Here is a 15,901-nt window from a genome sequence, read left to right on the forward strand (position 1 = left end):
AAAGGAAACAACAGTAAAGGAGTTGTATTTGTGATTCAATTTAATCATGTGTCAAAATCGTATGAAGATGGCACGAAAGCAGTGGATTCATTGCATTTAGAAATTAAAAAGGGAGAATTTTTTGTTCTTATCGGTCCGAGTGGTTGCGGGAAAACAACGACAATGAAGATGATTAATCGTTTAATCGAAACGACTGAAGGATCGATTTTAATCGATGGAAAAGATATTCAACAATATAATATAAACGAATTACGTTGGGATATAGGATACGTGTTGCAACAGATTGCTTTGTTTCCTCATATGACAATCGCTGAAAATATTGCAGTTGTTCCTGAAATGAGGCAATGGAGCAAAAAGGAAATAAAAGCACGCGTCGATGACTTGTTACATATGGTTGGATTAGATCCGGATATATATCGAGATCGTATGCCTGATGAATTGTCAGGAGGACAAAAACAACGTGTCGGTGTCGTGCGAGCATTAGCCGCAAACCCGAAAATCGTTCTTATGGATGAACCATTTAGTGCGTTAGATCCATTAAGTAGGGAACAGCTTCAGAAGGATATTGTACAGTTGCAAAAAAAGATTCAAAAAACAATCGTGTTCGTAACACATGATATGCAAGAAGCATTATCACTTGGAGATCGCATTTGTATTATGAAAGAAGGAAAAGTTGTTCAACTAGATACACCAGAAGGAATTATACATAATCCGAAAAATGAATTTGTAGAGGAGTTCATTGGAAATCATGGGCGAACTTGGTATGAGGGGAAAAGTGTAGCAGATGTATTGCCACTTGATCAAAGTGTGCAATTAGAAGGGCAGGCGCTATCATTACATTCTTCCTTACAAGAAGCACTAGTTCGTGTGCGTGATGAAGAGGTCGTTCCAGTTGAAGAAAACGGTCAATATATTGGAGCGTTAACAAGTCGTCATATTGTCAATTACATTGTTGAACAAATGAAGGAAAGAGGCTAAACAGTGACTAATTTTATACAAACGTTCCAAGAACGAAAAATAGAATTACTAACTGCATTAAGTGAGCATTTACAAATATCGCTTATTTCATTATTTTTTGCAGTAATTATAGCAGTGCCACTTGGCATCTTATTAACAAGAAAAGAACGAATGGCTGAATTTATAATAGGAACTTCTGCAGTAATGCAGACAGTGCCATCACTTGCATTGCTTGGACTCTTAATTCCGTTAGTAGGAATCGGAAAACTTCCAGCGATTATCGCATTAGTTGTGTATGCACTATTACCTATTTTACGAAATACATATACAGGAATAAGGGAATTAGATGAATCTCTAATAGAAGCCGCGAAAGCTATGGGGATGAATAGTTGGAGAAGATTGTGGAAGGTAGAACTTCCTCTTGCATTGCCAATTATTATGGCCGGTATTCGTACAGCGATGGTATTAATTGTTGGAACGGCTACATTAGCAGCTCTCATTGGTGCTGGTGGGCTCGGTAAGCTTATATTATTAGGTATAGATCGAAATGATCATGCACTTATCATTTTAGGGGCCGTACCAGCCGCGTTACTCGCTTTATTCTTTGATATAGTACTTCGCATACTTGAACGACCGAAACGCTCTTCTAAGCGTGTTATATTGATGATATGTATTGTTTGTATAATGATTGCTTCTCCATTTCTTTGGAGTACAGAAAAGAAAGATATTGTTATTGCGGGCAAACTTGGATCAGAACCTGAAATTTTAATTCAAATGTATAAGCAGCTTATTGAACAAGATACAGATTTACACGTACAATTAAAACCAGGTCTTGGGAAAACAGCATTTGTATTTGAAGCGTTGAAATCAGGGGAAGTAGATATATACCCAGAATTTTCAGGAACAGCTTTATCTACTTTCGTGAAAGAAGAACCAAAGAGTACAAATCGTGATGAAGTATATGAGCAGGCTCGCGTTGGAATGGAAAAGAAATATAATATGATTATGTTGAAGCCAATGGAGTATAACAATACATATGCACTAGCCATGCCGAAAAAAATAGCAGATCAAAAGAATATAAATACAATTTCTGATTTAGGGAATGTTGCGCAGGAAGCCAAAGTAGGATTTACATTGGAATTTGCTGATCGTGAAGATGGTTATAAAGGAATGCAAAAATTATATAACTATAAGTTCTCGAATGTTAAAACGATGGAGCCGAAGCTGCGTTATAGCGCAATTGAATCTGGAGATGTTAACGTAATTGATGCATATTCAACAGATAGTGAATTGGAGCAATACGGACTGAAAGTGCTAAAAGATGATAAAGGGCTATTCCCACCTTATCAAGGAGCACCATTATTAAGAAAAGAAACGTTACAGAAATATCCTGAACTTGAAAAGGTATTAAATAAATTATCTGGAAAGATTACAGATGAAGAAATGCGAAAAATGAATTATGAAGTTAACGTAAATGGTAAAAGTAGTGAAGAAGTCGCAAAACAATTTTTACAAAAAGAGAATTTACTTCGTTAAATTTACAAGGAATATACAAATTTATATGTTTGAAATGACCGTTCATTACAAAATGAGCGGTTTTTTTGTGCATACTTATACATTTTTTCAAAAAAGTATTCCATTTTTGCTCATTTTCTTTTAGAATAAGTAATGTTTTCCTGAAAAAATATAAGAGAAACGTCTATTAGAGAAAAAGGTGACTTTAATAGTTGAACGAACATAACACCTAGAATGACAGATGGGGTGGTACAAATAGAAAAGAAGTTAGGATTTTTTCCATTAATCGCATTAGTAGTTGGGACAATGGTTGGTGGCGGTGTTTTTAGTTTACCGCATGATTTAGCAGTAGGAGCAAACAGTGGTGCAATAATAATTGGCTGGTGTATTACAGCGATGGGAATGATTCCCCTTGCGCTCGTATATCAAACGTTAGCAAGACAAAAACCGGAACTTGAAGGTGGAATTTATAGTTATGCACGTGCTGGTTTTGGTGAATATATTGGATTTAATAGTGCTTGGGGATATTGGCTAGCAGGAATCTTAGGTAATGTCGCAACAATTATGTTACTGTTTAGTACATTAGGTTATTTCTTTCCAATTTTCAAGGGAGGAAATAATGTTGCGTCTATCGTTGGGGCATCACTTTTATTATGGACACTTCATTTTCTAATTTTATTTGGGATCCGTGAAGCTTCTATTATGAATGTTATCGCAACAATAGGGAAGTTAGTTCCAATCGTTTTATTTATTGTTGTAATGGTAACAGCCTTTCGCTGGGACACATTTACACATGATTTTTGGGGAGAAGGAACGATCTCACTTTCCGCTATACTTGGTCAAGTGAAAAATACAATGCTTGTAACACTTTGGGTTTTCATTGGAGTTGAAGGAGCGGTTGTATTATCTGGAAGAGCGAAGAATAGTCGAGATGTTGGTAAGGCAACAGTATTGGGACTTATTTTAGTAATGTCCATTTATATTTTAATTTCTGTCCTGTCAATGGGAGCTATGACAAGAGGCGAACTTTCTGTGTTAGAAACTCCGTCAATGGGACATGTATTAGAGCACGTTGTTGGTCCATGGGGTGCAGTTGCGATTAACATCGGATTAGTTGCTTCACTTGTCGGTACATTAATTGGCTGGTTTTTACTTGTTTCTGAAATTTCTCATGTAGCAGGAAAAGATGGCGTATTTCCGAAAGTCTTTACGAAAACAAATAAAAAGCAAACACCACACATGGCATTATGGATTTCAAATGGTGTTGCCCAAATTATATTTATCATCGTTTTGTTTTCGGAATCAACATATCAAATTATGTATTTCATTGCATCAACATCAATTTTATTACCATATTTATTATCAGCGTTATTCCAATTTAAATTAGTCATTACAAACGAGCTAAGGGACGCTAAATTCAAAAACGGAGCGTTAGCTTTAATTGCTTCTATTTACTCTGTATGGCTTCTTTATGCAGCTGGTTTAAAGAATTTACTACTCGTTTCAATTGTGTATGGAATTGGAATTATTGTTTACACGTTTGCAAGAAAAGAACAAGGGAACCGTTGCTTTGCAGGTGCAGAGAAATATGTGATGTGGGCAATTATTATTGCGGCTATCACATCACTGTATATGTTATTAACTGGAAATATAAAAATGTAAAAAGTCCTTTTCATTTAAAGGGCTTTTTTCTTCGTTTAGAGAATATTTACTACATAAGATATTCAGGAGGGATGAGAATGGAAGAAAAAGAACAGTTGTCTAGAATAATTGATTTAGCTAGTGAGTTAAGGAAAGTATTAGTGCAAGAATCTTTTTTTAATCATCATCCTGAACTGAGAGGAGTCATTGAAAATTTAGCAAGTTCTGTTGAAAATTTGGCGGAATTACAAACAAGTAAAGATGAAAACGCTGAAGATCGATTACGTTACGTACTTGCGAAAATGAAAATTGCTCATAATGCAATTTTACAAGAGAAAAAAGCATTTCCTTCTCATTAATATAAGTTTTCATTTTGAACCTGGCGGATAATGTCAGGTTTTTTATTTCTAGTTTTTCGTTTCTTTCATACACTAAGAATAGTATGAAAAAAGAAGGTGACTATGGTGAAATTACATAAAGCTCTTCAACCAAGTTTTATAAAACGAATGTACTATATGAGATTTTTAGGGAAATTTACAAAAGCTGAGAAAGAGAAGAGTGGAGAAAATTTCTTTGTACAATGCTTATCGCCAATACCATTCACTTTACAGGAACAATTTGCAAATGAACTATATGTATTTGAAGGGTTATGTAGCAATAAAAAGAATGAAAAAATCTTTTCGGAATTAAAGAAGAGGAAATTAGAAAAGCAATTAGTAATGTTTCGTCTTTATTATGAAAGAGGAAATGTATACGTGGAGTTAATATGTACAGAAGAACCGAAAGAAATAGCAAGTAGCTATAAAATGATTCCGGCACCTAAAGTTACAAATAATAAAAAAAGAGAATCTTTAGAACGAAAACTTAGCAACGGTTATTTATCATTTCTTATGCCAAAATTTCCGAAAGACTTTGAGTCTCCCGAATTATTGTGGCACGATGGAAGACTGTATGGAAACATATCTTTAAAGTCATCAATTAGCTCAATTGCCTATTTTGAACAGAAACGTGAATGTAAATATATAAACTGCAGTGACTGGACGAAGTATGTAGAAATAGCGGTAGAAGATCAATTATATTTTGTAAGTGATCATGTGTATGAGCACTTACAAAAACGAATGCATGAAGAAGGTAAGCTAGTTGAAGTAGAGGATATAAAAGTGCAAAAAGATGAATGGGAATGGGATGAGCGTGAATCGTCTTTTTTACAGTATGTACAAAGTATGGTGCATAATAAAGGGTTATATTTGGATGAAACGGATATTTATAATTTCCATATAAGTGTAAAAACAAATATGTTAACGATTCTTGGTGGTATACCGGGTGTTGGGAAATCGCGTTTTGTGCAAACTTATGCAGAAGCATTAGGGTTACAGTATGGGGAAGAGTTGGTTTGGATTCCAATTTCGCCATCGTATCAAGAACCACATGATTTACTTGGTTACCTTCATCCAAATGGTACTTTTATTGAAAGTGAAACGAAGTTAGTTAGGACGTTAATGAAGGCGAAAGAAAATCCAAATCAACTGTATATAATCGTTTTTGATGAAATGAACATGTCTCATATTGAGCATTGGTTTACTCCGTTTCTATCTGTTCTTGAACTTGAAACAAAAAATCGTATTTTAAACTTGTATGAGGGTGTACAGGACATAGAGAGTTCAATTCCATCAACAATTGAAATTGGAGAAAATATTATATTTGTAGGTACTGTGAATTTTGATGAAACAACGAAAGAGCTCTCTGATCGATTATTAGACCGAACGAACCTAATAACGTTACAGAAAATTCCGTTTTGTGAGATGGGCCTGGAACAGGGGAAAGTCGTATTACATCCACCTTTGAAAGTAACAGCGGGAGAATTTCGGATAAATTGGATGAGAAATAAAGCGATGATTGAAGTATTTTCTGAAGAAGAATTAGAGCTATTAGATAAGTTGCATGTCGTATTGTCATCACATGACGCGTCTAAGGGAATTTCTTTCCGATGTGCAAATGCAATTGCGACTTATTTGCAAAACATACCGTTCCAAAATAACCATACCTATATGATCAGTAGAGAAGAGGGGTTTGATTTACAAATAAAGCAGCGTGTATTGACGAAAATCAGAGGGACCGAAATGATGGTTGGGCCTTTACTTTCTGAAGAAGCAAAAAGGGGGGCGACCTTAGTACCTCTTTTGCAATCTGCACTTGCTAACAGAGTATCTACATTTGAACACTCTTTAGCATATATACGAGAAAAACGTAGAGAACTGGAGTTGTATGGATATGCAAAATGAAGGGCGTTACGAAACAAAAATCGTTGATACGAATGAAACGCTCCCTTTTGTATTAAAGCTAATCATTGGAAATGAGGGGAAAGGAGATTATATTTTATTAAATCGTCTTTGTACATCTACTACAGCATTAGTTCAATGTATTTATAAAGTACAAGAATTAAAACCAATAAGATTGCAGTACAATTATGAAATCCCAATGAATATTACTTTTATATGGAATAAAGTATATGAGGGACAGAAAAATATAAAAGAGGCTCAATATGAAATAAATGAAAAAAAACAAAGAGTATTAATATATGAACATGGGAAAACAGAATTCTTTTATCCATGGCGCTGTGGTCTATACCATTTTGAAGTGCGTATAGAAGATACAACGTATTATGGCGCATTTCAAATCGTACCGAAAAATTTTTTTGATGATCAATTTGAAATGATTCAAGACTATGTGAAGTCAATTTTAAATGAGTTGATTTTGGATAGAGGTTACTATAAAAAGACTTTCTCTGCACTTAGCGATATTGAGGATTCTTCTTATTTAGTGTTACTTAGAAAGTTACCCCAAAAAATGAAAATGATAAAGCCAATTTTTAAGAAAATAGAATCAAGCTCAAAATTTATAAATGAATATAAATGGGAAGGAAAAGAGCGAAAGCCAACAAGAAAAGGAACTATAGTGGCAGAACGAAAACCTTATGCCAAACATTATAATCGTAAGTTTATGGAACAAAAAAATAGTAAGGAAAATGCATTTCTTAAATATAAAGCGATGCAATTTTATCATTATTTAATTGAAGCTAAAAGCTTTTTACGTCAAACAATTGAAATCTTAGAAAGAGAAAAAAAGAAAAAATCAGAAGAGTTTCAAGCTGTAAAAACGATTATACAAACAATTGAGCGTAATGGATCAGTAACCGATAGAGAGAAGCAAAAATATAAAAATATACATTTACTAAAAGAAGCCGATTTACGAAAGAGCTCAATGAAAATACAAGAATATAAAATATTGGCGCATATTGTACATGAAAATGTACAATACTTTCAAATGTTAATGCACTCTTCGTTTTGGAGGGAAGTTACTGAAACAAGTAATATGAACTTACATGATTTACCGATACCACATCAACAATTACTACATCATTTAGAAGTACTCCCGCAATATACGGATCAATCTCCATCGTTATTATTTGTTTATAAGCCAACGTTTTTAGTGTATGAATATTACGCTTTTTTTATCGTTATTTCAATTTTAGAGCAAATTGGTTTTGAGGCTAGAAACTCCATTCGTGAACAAATACAAGAACATTTTTATGTAGATGGATTACAAGATGGAACGACAGTAGTTTTAGAACGAGATGATATAAAGGTGCATGTCGCATTTAATGACTTAATTGAAACACATCCTCTTATTGCATTAAGTAAAGGTAGTAATTTTTACAATGGTGAGGATACGAAGAAGCCAGATATTCGCTTAGACTGTTATGTAAAAGAAGGTGGGAAATACGTATATAAATCTTCTATTATTATTGAAGTGAAGTATAGTCCAATGTACAATATTTTTCAGCATGTCGGAAATACGAAAGCAACTGAGCAAATGTATAAGTACTGGTCTATAAAGTATGTAGAAGAACAGGATGGAAAGCGAGTCTATTATCGAAGGTCAATTTATGAAGTCATTTGTGTATATCCAGGAAGCCATATGCATAGTAAAAAAATTGAGTCTGGATGCGGTGTTTTCTTGCAGTTATATCCATATAAGACGAAACAAGGGGAAGAGAAATTAGCTGGAAAACATGGGATGGTACAAATTTTTGAAAAATGGTTAAAAAGCATTAAGAAGTAAAAGAAATCCTTTTTCATAAAGGATTTCTTTAGATTAAGAAGAATTATATGCTGTATGGAAAGAAACATAATGTAATTTAGATTTGAAAAGTGATACAAATGTGTTATTAAAAGGAATGTGAGCGCGGGATAAAAGTCGATTAAATTGGAATCTAATTCATTTTGCAGAATATAATAAGTCATAAATATTTTTAGTTGCATACGAAGATTTGTTCTTATATGATAGATAGTGAAAGCGTTATCAAAAAACAGAGCGGCGATGGGAAAGGCGGTTAAATATGTTCCAGCGTGTTCAAACAAAGGAAGAACATTTTGGGTTCGAACAACTATGGGGAGATTTTTGTGAAGAAAGAAACTTAATGTTCGTAGAACGTAATTTAAATCCATCACGATTTTTATTAATAGAAGATGAACATCCTATTGGTACAGTAGAATGTATTAAGTATACGGTACCTGAGCAATCGAATTCTGAGTTTTTCTATCCGTTTTCTAAAAATGATTTAGTAAAAGATTTGAAGAATGTGTATGAAATAGGCAAGTTAAGTATTTCGAAAACGTCTCGTGGGAGAGGACATTTCAAAAGGCTAACAGCTATTTTATTTATACATGCGTTAGAAACAAAAGCTGAATGGTACATTGCAGCAGTAACAAAAAGAATGTATATGTATTTACTTACACTTGGTTTTCCAATTGAACCGATAGATAATCCATTTCAGTTTCATGATACTTTACAAGGTGTACCAGTAAGAATTCATGCTCGAAAAGGGGTTACGCATTTGTATTCTTTAAAAGAATTTCGTGATGTGATTCAAGGGAATGCTCATGCACAGGCATTAATTGCAGAATACAGTAAAAATATTATGTTAACGAAATAAAGCGAAGTGAATATGTATAATAAAGAGAATAATATTTGTATAGGATATAACTCTTCATTAAAAAAGACCCTTATTATTTTAATAAGGGTCTAAAAATTATAATCCAAATATACTAAAAATCATTTTGCGGCGCTTCGGTTTCTTTTCTCGTTCATATGTTGGTTTTGAATCAGGAGTAATATAAATGGGTTCTTCTTTCGTTAGGGCAGCTTCTAACTTTTGAATTCGCTCTAACATTTCCTCCATTTCACGACGGTGTTGTAAAAGTTGGTACGTGACGACATCATTTGCCTTATCTTGCATTTGTTCTTCCATTCGATCAAGTCTTCTCGTAATAGTGTTTAATTGATTAGTTAATTGCTCAAAATCATTCGATGATATGTTTTGAACAATTGTATTAACTTGAGTTTTTAATTCCTTAACCTCATCTGAGGAAGCTTTTTGAGTAGATTGAGAATTTTGAGATTGCTCTATTTGAAATCGATGGTGTTCTAACATTTGATCGACATCCTCTTGTGTGAAAATAAAGTGGCCATATTTGTTTTTCTCTATCGTAAGATTTAATTGTTGCGCGATCCGAACAACAGCCTTTGGGCTAACACCTAATTTCTTTGCGATAAATGGTGTTTTATATTCCAAAATAATCCCTCCTATATATATCCTGTTGAATGATTTCGAGCTATAAAGTAAGTTCCCTTCTAGTGCGACAAAAGAAGTGTGGAATCGGCAAAGAAAGTGTTTTTTCACGAAATTGAGTTAAGAAGAATAGTTCGTTTAAATAAAAATGTCTTATCGTAGCATTTAGAATAATTTGACGAGTGTAAATGAATTAGATTATCATAATGATAAATATCTTTTTTATGTATGCATATAATATATAAAAAGGTGGTTGCTAATGTAGAATTTTGTTAGAGTATTAGAATGCTTACTTCACTTGAATAAAATTAAGTAGGAGGTGGCTTCCTTGCTTACAATGTAAGTAAGGAAAAGTATTTGGACATATATAGTATAAGTATAGTGATTGTTTTAATTGCCTTAACGGCATTTTTCGTTGCAGCAGAATTTGCAATTGTTAAAGTGAGAAGTTCACGAATTGACTATTTAATTGCAGAAGGAAATAATCGTGCAACATCGGTCAAAACAGTCATTACAAACTTAGACGAATATCTATCTGCTTGTCAGCTGGGAATTACTGTTACAGCTTTAGGAATTGGGTGGTTTGGTAAACCTGCGTTAAAGCAAATGTTTGATACGCTTTTTGCAAATTGGAATATCTCTACTCAACTAGCAGACATTTTTGCTGTAATTTTAGTGTTTTTGTTAATTACTTTTTTACATGTTGTAATAGGGGAATTGGCCCCAAAAACATTTGCAATTCAAAAATCTGAACAGGTGAGTTTACTTGTTTCTAAGCCGTTAATTTTCTTTTATCGTATTGCATTCCCATTCATTTGGCTATTAAATGGTTCAGCTCGAATCATTACGAAGCTGCTAGGGCTGAAACCGCCGAAGGGGCATGATGAGGTACATTCAGAAGAAGAATTACGGTTGTTAGTTTCAGAAAGTTATAAAAATGGTGAGATTAATCAATCTGAATATAAATATGTGAATAAAATTTTTGAATTTGATGATCGGATTGCAAAAGAAATAATGGTACCTCGAACTGAAATGAATATTATAAGTAAAGAGATGCCTGCTGAAGAAGCTTTGCAAAAAATGTCTCGTGAAAAATATACAAGGTATCCAGTTGTTGATGGCGACAAAGACCATGTAATAGGTTTTGTGAATTTTAAAGATATTTTTACTGAATTTGTACAACATAAAGCTGCTAATAAGAAGACAGTAGAGCAATATATGAGACCAATTATTTTAGTTATCGATTCTATTCCAATTCATGATTTGTTTTTAAAAATGCAAAAAGAAAGAACACATATTGCTATATTGATAGATGAATATGGTGGAACATCTGGACTTGTTACTGTTGAAGATATTCTGGAAGAAATTGTTGGAGATATTCAGGATGAGTTTGATACGGATGAGCAGCCAGAAATTCAAAAGGTTAGTGAAACGAAGACGATACTAGAGGGAAAAGTACTTGTTAGTGAAGTGAATACGTTATTTGGTTTAGGGATTGATGATGATGGTGTTGATACAATCGGTGGTTGGATTTTAACGAAGAATATAGAGATTGCTGAAGAAGATTCCATTGAAATTGAAAATTATAAGTTTTGTGTGAAAGAATTAGATGGACGATATATAAAAAGATTAGAAGTTACAAAGATAGTAGAATCGATTGTTATTTTAGAAGATGAAAAACAAATTTCGTTACAAGAGCAAATTAGCTCGTAAACTCTGCTATATAGCAGAGTTTTTTTGAGCATAATGTTTTTTGAGGGATAGGGGCTATGATACAATGAAATAAGTCAGTTCTTTCACTAGGTGAAATATTGTTGTATACATATATTTGGAAGGAGAAGAAGTATGAAAAAGCATTTATATATAAATGGAGATTGGAAAACTGTAAACACGTATAAACCATTATACGCACCATATTCTGAAGAAACATTAGCGGAAATTGCACAAGGAACGGAAGAAGATGTAAAAGAGGCTGTTACTGCTGCAAAAAATGCAATGACAAAAATGAATAAATTATCTGCATATGATCGTGCGACTATTTTAGAGAAAGTTGCACAAAAAATGGATGAAAGAAGAGAAGAATTTGCAGAGATTATTGCAAAAGAAGCTGCCAAACCAATACGTGCTGCAAGGGGAGAAGTAGATCGTACTGTTCAAACGTACAAATTTGCAGCTGAAGAAGCGAAGCGTATATATGGTGAAACATTGCCATTAGACGCCGCACCTGGTGCGAATGGGCGTATTGCATATACAATCCGAAAGCCGATTGGGGTTATAGGGGCTATTACACCATTTAATTTCCCATTAAATTTAGTAGCGCATAAAGTTGGACCAGCAATTGCTGCCGGAAATACAGTTGTATTAAAGCCAGCTGATCAAACGCCATTATCATCTTATGCATTAGTTGAGTTATTTAAAGAGGCAGGATTGCCAAATGGAGCTTTAAATATCATTTCTGGCCCTGGCTCCACGGTTGGTGAGGCAATCGTCAAAAATGATTATGTTGCTTCTATTACTTTTACCGGAAGTCCAAAAGTTGGAATCGGAATAAAACAAAAGGCTGGGCTAAAACGAGTTACGTTAGAACTAGGCTCAAATGCTGCTGTTATTATTGATGAAGATGTAGAGTTAACAGATGAAATAATTGAACGTGTAAAATGGGGAGCATTTGTTAATAATGGGCAAGTTTGTATTTCCGTACAACGTGTTTTTGTACATGAAACGAAAATACATGAATTTCTTTCGAAGCTAAAGAAAGCGATGGAATCAGTTGTTGTTGGTGATCCACTGCTTGAGGAAACGGATGTATCAGCTTTAATTTCAAAAAAAGATGTAGAGCGAATTGATATGTGGGTTCAAGAAGCAATTAAGGAAGGAGCAACTGTTTTATGCGGTGGTAAAAAGCAGGATGCAAGAATTTTTGAACCAACTGTATTAACAAATGTTCCAGATCATGTATCTGTGCAGTGCCAAGAAGTATTCGGTCCACTCATGACAGTAAATACATTTAAAGAATTTGATGAAGCGATTGAGCAAGTAAATAATTCGCGTTACGGCTTACAGGCAGGGGTATTTACAAATAATTTATTTAAAGCAATGCGTGCAATTGATGAGCTAGAGGTTGGTGGTGTCATGATTAATGATATTCCAACGTTCAGAGTAGATCATATGCCTTATGGTGGCGTGAAAGAAAGTGGCACGGGGCGCGAAGGAATTAAATATGCAATAGAAGAAATGACAGAAATGAAATTAGTATGTATTAAAAAATAGAGTAGAAAAACTTAAAACTTGCGCTAAAAAACGAGTAGGAAATGTTTACGATTCCATACTCGTTTTTTACGCTTCTAGTAACTATTTAATTAAGTGTAACTTTTACTTCATTTCTTGTTTGAAAATAGTATCTTCTACATAAATTTGTTCTTTATCTACAGCAGTAGCATGAGTTAATACTAAACCGATTGGTGTTTTTGTATCTTTATTTTGAACAATTGTAAAAGGAACATTTTTTTCGTTTGCTAATTTAATGTATTTTGATAAATGTGGGTAAGCAATGCCACCATTTAGGAGGAGTTGTAATGATTGAGAAGAGCGCATGCTACCCGCCACTTCAGAGTATACATTACTTTGCATTACTTGACCGATCGTTAAAGCGATTTCCACACGCTCACGTAATGTAGTTAAATACATATTACGTTCTTCTGGTTTGTTTTGCTTTTGGCCGTAAATGCCTTCTTGGAGATAATCTTCCACATTTTTATTTACCATATTTTTCACACCTTTCATTTTCTATTGTACGCAAGAATTAAAAATGATGCAAAAAAAAGTCGTTTTGACTAAGGAAATAATGAAAATATGTGAAGGAAAAAGGGGATTTACATACAATTAGTTAAATAAGAAAGAAAAAAATAATTTTATCAACAGAAATTAACAAAATGTGACAAAAATCTATTAACGAATCTTATTTTTTGTGTTAATATTCAAAATATAAAGGGTATTCGTCGTATGGAAATGGAGGGAATGGAGGTTTTTCCAATCGATAAGGATATTAAAGAAATATTTTGTTCACACTTGAAAAACAATAGGCACCAATTCGTAGAGAACTGGAAAAACAAAATGATAATTTCCGAAAAAGATCCATTTAAACTAGAAGTAGTTCAAAATGGAGAGGATTTACTAGAGTTAATTATCGAACTTACTATGGAAGATAAAGATATAAATTATCTTCAACCGTTATGCGAGAAAATTGCTATTGAACGTGCTGGAGCAGATGCGAATATTGGAGATTTTGTTTATAACGCAAACGTGGGAAGAAATGAACTTTTCGAAGCGATGTGTGAATTAGATGTTAGTGCTCGTGAATTGAAACCAATTATGGCAAAAATACATACTTGTTTTGACAAATTAATTTATTATACCGTTTTAAAATACTCGGAAATTATATCGAAGAATTTAGAGGAAAAACAGCAATATATTAACGAAACACATAAAGAAAGACTGACGATTTTAGGACAAATGTCAGCTAGTTTTGTACATGAATTTCGTAATCCGCTTACTTCCATTATGGGGTTTGTCAAATTATTAAAGGCAGATCATCCGAGTTTATCGTATTTAGATATTATTTCGCATGAATTAGACCAATTAAATTTTCGTATTTCGCAATTTTTACTCGTATCGAAAAAAGAAATGTGGAATGAATCGGAACGGTTTTGGCTTAATGACTTGTTTCAAGACATTATACAATTCTTATATCCGAGTTTGGTCAATGCGAATGTTTTGATTGAAAAGAACTTACCGTATCCAATTCCGCTTGTTGGTTATCGAAGTGAAGTGAGACAAGTATTTTTAAACATATTAATGAATTCAATTGATGCTCTTGAATCAATGAAAGAAGAACGAAAAATTATCATCGATGTATTTGAAGAAGATCAAGCTATTCGAATTGTGATAAAAAATAATGGACCAATGATTCCAGCTGAAAATGTAGAAACGATTTTTGAACCATTTGTAACTACTAAAAAGTTAGGAACTGGTATTGGATTATTTGTATGTAAACAAATTGTGGAAAAACATAATGGGTCCATTATGTGTCGATCAGATAACGATTGGACAGAATTTCAAATTGCATTTCAAAAATAAACAGTCTACACCAAATGAATGGTGTAGACTGTTTTAATTTGTGAGTATGACGGCTTCTAATTTAGGATCTTTAGTTGAATAACCTACTATTGAAATTGTATAAATAACATTTGGTTCAACATTGAATTTCGGTATAGTCAGTAAAACGTTTTTATTATCTGCGAGTGAAATTTCAATATCTGCTGTACCAGGGCTAACTTGCAAAAAATCTGTTATTTGTTTAAAGAGTACATTTTCAAATAAATGATCCCCATCTTTTAAATCTACATTTACAACAGGGGTATCTGGAGAGAAATGTGCAAAGCGTATTTTGGCTTGACCAGCTGGTAAATGTGTATTATCAAGTATAGGTTGTAATTGTAGGTGATTGTCACTATTTATTGCAGCAAGAGTATAAGTATGATTTCCCATTATTGGTACCAGCGCTGAAAAGATTGGAGTTTCATTTCCGACAGGAACAATATCTATACGGTATTTACCTTGTACTAATGATAAATAAGGGCTGAATTGCTTAAATGAAATATTTTTAATAACTTTTTGTCCGTTTACTAAAATGTCAACAGCCGGTATATTTGGATTGGCATGAAAAATTCTTATATGTGAAGGTAAAGCAGCTTCTTGTGAATCTCTTGTTTCATACGCCTGTACAAGTTTTGATAGTGCATCGTAATATTTCATATATAATTCTATATATTTTTTAGGATTACGAAACTGATAGTAACGTGCGAGCTGTTCGTATTGTGTAACTTCTTGTCCATATTTTTCGATTTCAGATTGAGACATGAACATTCCTCCTTTGTCATCATTAAAACTATATGCGAAGCAAGAAAGCGGTTATGCGAAAAAAATGATTTTATAGAGGGGAAATTAAAAATTGACAACAAATATGTTGTCATAAAGAGGTGCTGGTGCTTATGAGTATTTCGCAGAGTAAAGCAGTACATATGACTGTATGAAAGTAAAATAAATGCCAAATTGTAAGTGTATTTCAATTAACATATAGAATACATGTCCAAAAAT

General features: G+C 33.4%; 13 protein-coding genes. 10 read left to right on the forward strand and 3 right to left on the reverse strand.

Annotated elements, in window-relative coordinates:
• Nucleotides 1-30: 30 nt before the first annotated feature.
• The 7 genes from ACTFRH_RS07555 to ACTFRH_RS07585 all read left to right on the forward strand — a co-directional run bounded on the left by ACTFRH_RS07555 (nt 31) and on the right by ACTFRH_RS07585 (nt 9,109).
• Nucleotides 31-978 (forward strand): ABC transporter ATP-binding protein, encoded by a 948-nt coding sequence (locus tag ACTFRH_RS07555; RefSeq protein ID WP_000614074.1) that lies wholly within the window; start codon nt 31-33, stop codon nt 976-978.
• 3 nt (nt 979-981) lie between these two features.
• A complete protein-coding gene (locus ACTFRH_RS07560) occupies nt 982-2,493 on the forward strand; it encodes an ABC transporter permease/substrate-binding protein (protein ID WP_000181011.1) in 1,512 nt (503 codons plus the stop codon).
• A gap of 213 nt (nt 2,494-2,706) precedes the next feature.
• Complete coding sequence (locus ACTFRH_RS07565; RefSeq protein ID WP_000129445.1) at nt 2,707-4,134, forward strand: basic amino acid/polyamine antiporter; 1,428 nt, start codon at nt 2,707-2,709, stop codon at nt 4,132-4,134.
• A gap of 77 nt (nt 4,135-4,211) precedes the next feature.
• The gene (locus ACTFRH_RS07570) at nt 4,212-4,472 is read left to right on the forward strand and encodes a hypothetical protein (protein ID WP_000391449.1); all 261 of its coding nucleotides are present in this window, start codon (nt 4,212-4,214) and stop codon (nt 4,470-4,472) included.
• Nucleotides 4,473-4,577: 105 nt separating this feature from the next.
• Nucleotides 4,578-6,395: an AAA family ATPase gene (locus ACTFRH_RS07575; protein WP_033690264.1), complete on the forward strand. Its 1,818-nt coding sequence runs from the start codon at nt 4,578-4,580 to the stop codon at nt 6,393-6,395.
• The gene (locus ACTFRH_RS07580; RefSeq protein ID WP_001178723.1) at nt 6,385-8,235 is read left to right on the forward strand and encodes a hypothetical protein; all 1,851 of its coding nucleotides are present in this window, start codon (nt 6,385-6,387) and stop codon (nt 8,233-8,235) included. Before ACTFRH_RS07575 ends, ACTFRH_RS07580 begins: the two co-directional genes overlap by 11 nt.
• Before the next feature lie 277 nt (nt 8,236-8,512).
• Nucleotides 8,513-9,109 carry a hypothetical protein gene (locus ACTFRH_RS07585; RefSeq protein WP_000487795.1) on the forward strand — a complete coding sequence of 199 codons (597 nt, stop codon included), beginning with the start codon at nt 8,513-8,515 and terminating at the stop codon, nt 9,107-9,109.
• 96 nt (nt 9,110-9,205) lie between these two features.
• Here ACTFRH_RS07585 and racA read toward each other — a convergent pair whose 3' ends face one another.
• Nucleotides 9,206-9,748, reverse strand: coding sequence for a chromosome-anchoring protein RacA (racA, locus tag ACTFRH_RS07590; RefSeq protein ID WP_000456020.1), 543 nt, complete (start codon nt 9,746-9,748; stop codon nt 9,206-9,208).
• A gap of 354 nt (nt 9,749-10,102) precedes the next feature.
• On the opposite strand from racA, the gene ACTFRH_RS07595 reads away from it, so the two are divergent.
• Entirely contained in the window at nt 10,103-11,458 is a 1,356-nt protein-coding gene (locus ACTFRH_RS07595; RefSeq protein WP_000356249.1) for a hemolysin family protein, read from the forward strand.
• Between the two features lie 132 nt (nt 11,459-11,590).
• A complete protein-coding gene (locus tag ACTFRH_RS07600) occupies nt 11,591-13,015 on the forward strand; it encodes an aldehyde dehydrogenase family protein (protein ID WP_000716477.1) in 1,425 nt (474 codons plus the stop codon).
• 102 nt (nt 13,016-13,117) lie between these two features.
• On the opposite strand, the gene ACTFRH_RS07605 is transcribed toward ACTFRH_RS07600, so the two are convergent.
• Nucleotides 13,118-13,510 (reverse strand): YueI family protein, encoded by a 393-nt coding sequence (locus ACTFRH_RS07605; RefSeq protein ID WP_000247560.1) that lies wholly within the window; start codon nt 13,508-13,510, stop codon nt 13,118-13,120.
• Nucleotides 13,511-13,747: 237 nt separating this feature from the next.
• Here ACTFRH_RS07605 and ACTFRH_RS07610 point away from each other — a divergent pair, with 237 nt between their 5' ends.
• Nucleotides 13,748-14,881 carry a BA2291 family sporulation histidine kinase gene (locus ACTFRH_RS07610; RefSeq protein WP_000425086.1) on the forward strand — a complete coding sequence of 378 codons (1,134 nt, stop codon included), beginning with the start codon at nt 13,748-13,750 and terminating at the stop codon, nt 14,879-14,881.
• Nucleotides 14,882-14,914: 33 nt separating this feature from the next.
• Here ACTFRH_RS07610 and ACTFRH_RS07615 read toward each other — a convergent pair whose 3' ends face one another.
• Complete coding sequence (locus ACTFRH_RS07615) at nt 14,915-15,664, reverse strand: DUF4397 domain-containing protein (protein ID WP_000083286.1); 750 nt, start codon at nt 15,662-15,664, stop codon at nt 14,915-14,917.
• Between the last annotated feature and the right edge of the window lie 237 nt (nt 15,665-15,901).

The sequence above is a fragment of the Bacillus cereus group sp. MYBK216-1 genome (assembly GCF_051916495.1).
Taxonomy (GTDB): domain Bacteria; phylum Bacillota; class Bacilli; order Bacillales; family Bacillaceae_G; genus Bacillus_A; species Bacillus_A thuringiensis_K.

Bases quoted from the DNA above. Each gene is read 5' to 3' on its own strand.
- ACTFRH_RS07565 (WP_000129445.1), top strand. From the start codon at position 2,707: ATGACAGATGGGGTGGTACAAATAGAAAAGAAGTTAGGATTTTTTCCA.
- ACTFRH_RS07570 (WP_000391449.1), top strand. From the start codon at position 4,212: ATGGAAGAAAAAGAACAGTTGTCTAGAATAATTGATTTAGCTAGTGAG.
- ACTFRH_RS07580 (WP_001178723.1), top strand. From the start codon at position 6,385: ATGCAAAATGAAGGGCGTTACGAAACAAAAATCGTTGATACGAATGAA.
- ACTFRH_RS07585 (WP_000487795.1), top strand. From the start codon at position 8,513: ATGTTCCAGCGTGTTCAAACAAAGGAAGAACATTTTGGGTTCGAACAA.
- ACTFRH_RS07600 (WP_000716477.1), top strand. From the start codon at position 11,591: ATGAAAAAGCATTTATATATAAATGGAGATTGGAAAACTGTAAACACG.
- ACTFRH_RS07605 (WP_000247560.1), bottom strand. From the start codon at position 13,510: ATGGTAAATAAAAATGTGGAAGATTATCTCCAAGAAGGCATTTACGGC.
- ACTFRH_RS07610 (WP_000425086.1), top strand. From the start codon at position 13,748: ATGGAAATGGAGGGAATGGAGGTTTTTCCAATCGATAAGGATATTAAA.
- ACTFRH_RS07615 (WP_000083286.1), bottom strand. From the start codon at position 15,664: ATGTCTCAATCTGAAATCGAAAAATATGGACAAGAAGTTACACAATAC.